Annotated in this window: 5 protein-coding genes; 4 read left to right on the top strand and 1 reads right to left on the bottom strand. The window is 74.9% G+C overall.

Annotated features, from left to right (window positions below; genetic code table 11):
• Positions 1-64: 64 nt before the first annotated feature.
• The 4 genes from VR45_RS40060 to VR45_RS40045 all read left to right on the top strand — a co-directional run bounded on the left by VR45_RS40060 (position 65) and on the right by VR45_RS40045 (position 2,984).
• Positions 65-961, top strand: coding sequence for an RNA polymerase sigma factor SigF (locus VR45_RS40060; protein ID WP_045944899.1), 897 nt, complete (start codon positions 65-67; stop codon positions 959-961).
• Between the two features lie 148 nt (positions 962-1,109).
• The gene (locus VR45_RS40055; RefSeq protein ID WP_052709737.1) at positions 1,110-1,505 is read left to right on the top strand and encodes an STAS domain-containing protein; all 396 of its coding nucleotides are present in this window, start codon (positions 1,110-1,112) and stop codon (positions 1,503-1,505) included.
• A 109-nt stretch (positions 1,506-1,614) separates the two neighbouring features.
• Complete coding sequence (locus VR45_RS40050) at positions 1,615-2,082, top strand: ATP-binding protein (protein ID WP_052709736.1); 468 nt, start codon at positions 1,615-1,617, stop codon at positions 2,080-2,082.
• 86 nt (positions 2,083-2,168) lie between these two features.
• The gene (locus VR45_RS40045) at positions 2,169-2,984 is read left to right on the top strand and encodes a YhjD/YihY/BrkB family envelope integrity protein (protein WP_045944898.1); all 816 of its coding nucleotides are present in this window, start codon (positions 2,169-2,171) and stop codon (positions 2,982-2,984) included.
• Positions 2,985-3,453: 469 nt separating this feature from the next.
• On the opposite strand, the gene VR45_RS40040 is transcribed toward VR45_RS40045, so the two are convergent.
• A complete protein-coding gene (locus tag VR45_RS40040) occupies positions 3,454-3,825 on the bottom strand; it encodes a low affinity iron permease family protein (protein ID WP_045944897.1) in 372 nt (123 codons plus the stop codon).
• Between the last annotated feature and the right edge of the window lie 541 nt (positions 3,826-4,366).

Genomic DNA, 4,366 nt, shown 5'->3' with positions numbered 1-4,366 from the left:
GGCGTGCGATCCGCGGGAGCGGGTAGCCGGGGGACGGACCGCACCACCGAGGGAAAGGACCGGCATGGCTACGACCAGTGACGACATCCTCCTTGCCACGCCCGAGCACCGGACCGGCCCGTCGACGGCCGCCGCACCCGCCCCGACGCGGACGGTCCTCCCGGAGCTGGCCGATGTCGAGGACCCCCGGCAGGTCGCCCCGGCGGACGCCCGGGAGCTCACCCGGGTACTCCTGGCACGACTCGCGACCCTGGAGGAGGGCACCCGCGAGTACTCCTACGTGCGCTCCACCCTGGTCGAAGTGAACCTGTCGCTGGTCCGGTTCGCGATCCGCCGCTTCGGCTCGCACCGCGAGAGCACGGACGACCTGCTCCAGGTCGGCTCGGTCGGCCTGATCAAGGCGATCGACCGCTTCGACATCGGCCACGGCGTGGAGTTCACCACCTTCGCCGTCCCCACCATCCTGGGCGAGATACGCCGCCACTTCCGCGACACCACCTGGGCCGTCCACGTGCCGCGGCGGCTGCAGGAACTGCGCATCACCCTCGCCAGGGCCCAGGAGGCGCTCTCCCAGCGCCTCGACCGGGCCCCGACCGTCGCCGAACTCGCCGAGCACCTGTCCCTGTCGCAGGAGGAGGTCGTCGAGGGCCTCACCGCAGCCAACGCGCACAGCACCGACTCCATCGACCTGGTCGGCGGCCGCGACGACGAGGGCACGAGCCCGCTCGCGGACCGCCTCGGCGAGCACGACCGACGGCTCGACCTGGTCGAGGACCTGGTGTCCCTCGAACCGCTGGTGGCCGCGCTGCCCGAACGCGAGCGCCTCATCTTGTCCATGCGCTTCACCCAGGACATGACGCAGTCCCAGATAGGCGCACGCCTCGGCCTGTCCCAGATGCACGTGTCACGCCTGCTCAGCCGCACGCTCCAGCAGCTGCGCCGCGGTCTCGACGGCGGCTGAGCGGGCCGCGACACCCGGCCGCCGGACACCACCCGTGTCCGGCGGCCGCCGTTCGGCCGGACCGCGCCGTGCGCGTAAGGTCGTGAGGCCGTGAGGCGTGAGGCCGTGAGGCCGTGAGGCCGTGAGGACATCCGTGGAGGGGACGACCATGCCAACCCAGAACGACCCAGCAACCGCCCCGCGGGAGGCGGCCGCCGCGGCCGGCTCCACCGCCCCGCTGCCTCCGGTCGACGACCGCAGCGCCGTGTGCGTCCTCGTGGGCGACCTCGACATCGAGACCCTCCCCCCGGCCGAGCAGGCCCTCGACGAGGCGCTCCGGACCCGTCCGCGGGTCCTCGTGGTCGACCTCGAACAGGTGGGCTTCTGCGACTCCTCCGGCCTCAACCTGCTGCTCAAGGCCCGCATGGGCGCCACCGCGGCCGGCGCCGAACTGCGCCTCGCGGCCGCCTCCCCCACCGTGCTGCGGCTGCTGGAGCTGACCGGTGCCGACACGGTGTTCGCGCTCCACCCGTCGGTCGGGGACGCGCTCGCCGCACCCCGGTGAACGCGGGTGACGGACGAGTGGCGTGGCGCGCTCGGGGCACAGGTGCATGAACCGGAGCCGGGCGGGAAGCAGACCGGCGAAGAGCGCCGAACCGAAAGGGCACCCGTTCATGAACACTCGCCGGGAGACCCTGGACGAGAAGCGCACCGAGGTGCGGCCCGTCAGGTCGGTGCTGCCGGCCGGCGGGCACCAACGCCGCCGGACGACCTTCGCCGGGCAGCACAAACCCGTCGCGCGGGCCAGGGAGTTCACCCTCGCCGCGCTCACCGACTGGGCGTGGCCCGAGGCCGGTGACGTCGTCCTGCTGGTCGCCGAGCTCACCGCGAACGCCGTGCTCCACACCGACGGCCCGCTCGAACTCGTGCTCGACCTCTCCCCCGCGCGTCTGCGGATCGAGGTCAGCGACACCTCCCCGGTCCTGCCCGCGCCGCGCCGGCCGCACCACCCCGGCCTGCCCGGCGGGCACGGCCTGTACATCGTGCAGCAGGCCTCCGACCGGTGGGGCGCGGTGCCGCACGAGCGGGGCAAGACCGTCTGGGCCGAGATCGACGCCCGGCCCGTCGCCGTACGGTTCTGACCCCGTCCGACCCCACGGCTCGCGGCAGGCATGGCCTTCCCGCGGCCGGGCAGACGCACCGGCGACCCCCGAACGGAGGTGGCACCGTGACGCGCACCGCCGTCCCCGCGGCCGGGCGCCGGCTGGGGGCGGTGTGCCGGCGTGTGTGGCGGCAGGGGCACGAGATCGAGCTGATGCAGCGCTCGCTGGCCTTCGCCGCCCTGTTCTTCGTCACCCTGGTCCCGCTGCTCATGGTGATCGCGGCGGCCTCCCCCGCCCGGGGTAACGGCATCGCCCAGTGGATCACCGACGGTCTGGGGCTCACGGCCCGCGGCAGCCGGTCCGTCGGCGTGCTGTTCGGCCCGCGCGGACAGGTCCTCAGCACCACCACCGGTCTCGGCCTCGCCGCCCTCGCCGTGTTCGGCGTCTCCCTCACCGGCGCGATGCAGTCCGCCTACGAGCGGATCTGGGGTCTTCCGGCGGGGCCGTGGCACGGCGTGTGGCGCCAGGCCGTGGCCCTGGCCGCCGTGACCGCCTACCTGGTGCTCGCGGCCTGGAGCGGCGTGCCGGGGCACGGCACCGACGCCCAGCCGGCCCTGCGCATCGCCACCACCGTGCTCGGCGGCGTCCTGCTGTTCTGGTGGCTGCCGCGCCTGCTGCTCGGCCCCCGGGCGCCGTGGCGCAGTCTGCTGCCCGGGGCGGTCGTCACGATGGCGGCCCTGGCCGGGCTGCGGCTGTTCTCCCGGCTGGTCTTCGCGCCGCTGCTGGTGTCCAACGCCGTCTCCTACGGCACCGTCGGCACGGTCCTGGTCGTGCAGGCGTGGCTGATCGGGGTCGGGTTCACCGTCTACGGCGGGAGCGTCGTCGGCCGGGCGCTGCAACGGGCCGATGGCGCCGACCGTCCGGACGGTGCCCCCGTCTGAGGGCGGCCCGGGTCGGCGGTTCCGGGCTCCGGGTTCCGGATTCCGGGGCTATTGCCCCGGGATCAGCTGGTTTGCCTCCCCGGATCGGGGATATCCGGGGAGCATGGAAGATCTGGAACACCCGTCCCCGACCGACAGGAGAACCGCGCCCATGGGCACCGTCCCCGTCCCCCCGGGCCCCGACATCACTCCGACGCCCCCGCCCGGGCCGCCCGCACCACCTGCACCGCCGACACCGCCGGAGCCGGGCCGGCCGCCCGTGACCCCCGACCCGCCGGCCCCTCCCGGCCGACCCGTCCCGATCTTCCCGCCCGAGCCGCCGTCCCCGGAGCCCGATACCGAACCCGGCCGCGGCCGGCCTGCCCCCGGGCGGTACAGCCCCGCCGAGCCGCCGGACTGAGGACGTGCCCCGCGCGGGCGGGAGCGCGGGCGGGAGCCGTGGCGGCGCGAGCACCGCGCACCGGGGCGGTCAGAGCCGCTCCTCCATCCGGACGGCTGCCTTCAGGTCCTCGTGCGCCTGACCGCGCTCGCCCTCCTGCTGTTCGAGCAGCGCCCGCGCGATCGCGTCCAGCTTGCGCTGGACCGCGTGCTCGGCCCGCCGCTCGGCGTTCTTCAGCATCGCCAGCAGCAACAGGGCCACCGCCGCCATCGAGTCGCCCGCCAGGATCTGCCACTCGGTCGACAGCCCCGCCATGTGCACCGCGACGAACGCCACCACGAGGCCCAGGCAGAACACCGCGAACACCGGGGAACTGGTGAAGTTCGACGCCAGTTCGGCGAACCGCGCGAACCGTCCGCGCTCCCCGTCGGTACCCTTGCGCGCCGGGTGCTGGAATGTCATGGCGTCGCTCCTCTCCGTCCACCCTCTCCGTCCACCCTCTCCGTCCGCCCTCACCGTCCGCGCCCACCTGAACTCCGCCCCCGCCCCGGCGGACGACGGGGGCGCGGTCGGCCGACCGTGACTGCGAGCAGACCGTCGCGCACGTCCCGGGGCGTGCGGACGACTCCGACCACCCGTAGGGCGGCTCCCGGCCCGTCCCAGCAGCGTGTGCCCAGTTCGCGCGCGGACAGTCGGCCGCGACCGGGACGGGTCCGGAAGGCTTCCGCTCCGCCACCGTCCACCGGGCCCAGGGCGAGGAGGCCGACGTCGTCGCCCTCGTCCTCGTCCTCGGCGGCCGCCGCGGGGACCCCTGGCTGGCGCCGGCGGTCCCCCTGGCATCAGCTCCGGGCGTCAGCTCCGGGCGGCGTGGATAGCGCGGCTCTTGCGGGACTTCACGGTCTGCGGGTGGAACTGGCCCAGCACCCGGTGGCGGTCGGCCGCCACCAGCTCCAGCAGCCGCGCCGCCTCCCCCGGTGCCCGGCCTCACCCAGGTAGTAGGCGT

It is taken from the genome of Streptomyces sp. NRRL S-495, from assembly GCF_000966955.1.
In the GTDB taxonomy this organism is placed as follows: domain Bacteria; phylum Actinomycetota; class Actinomycetes; order Streptomycetales; family Streptomycetaceae; genus Kitasatospora; species Kitasatospora purpeofusca.
The sequence above is the reverse complement of the archived record's forward strand: the minus strand, read 5'-3'. Positions and strand labels throughout refer to the sequence as shown.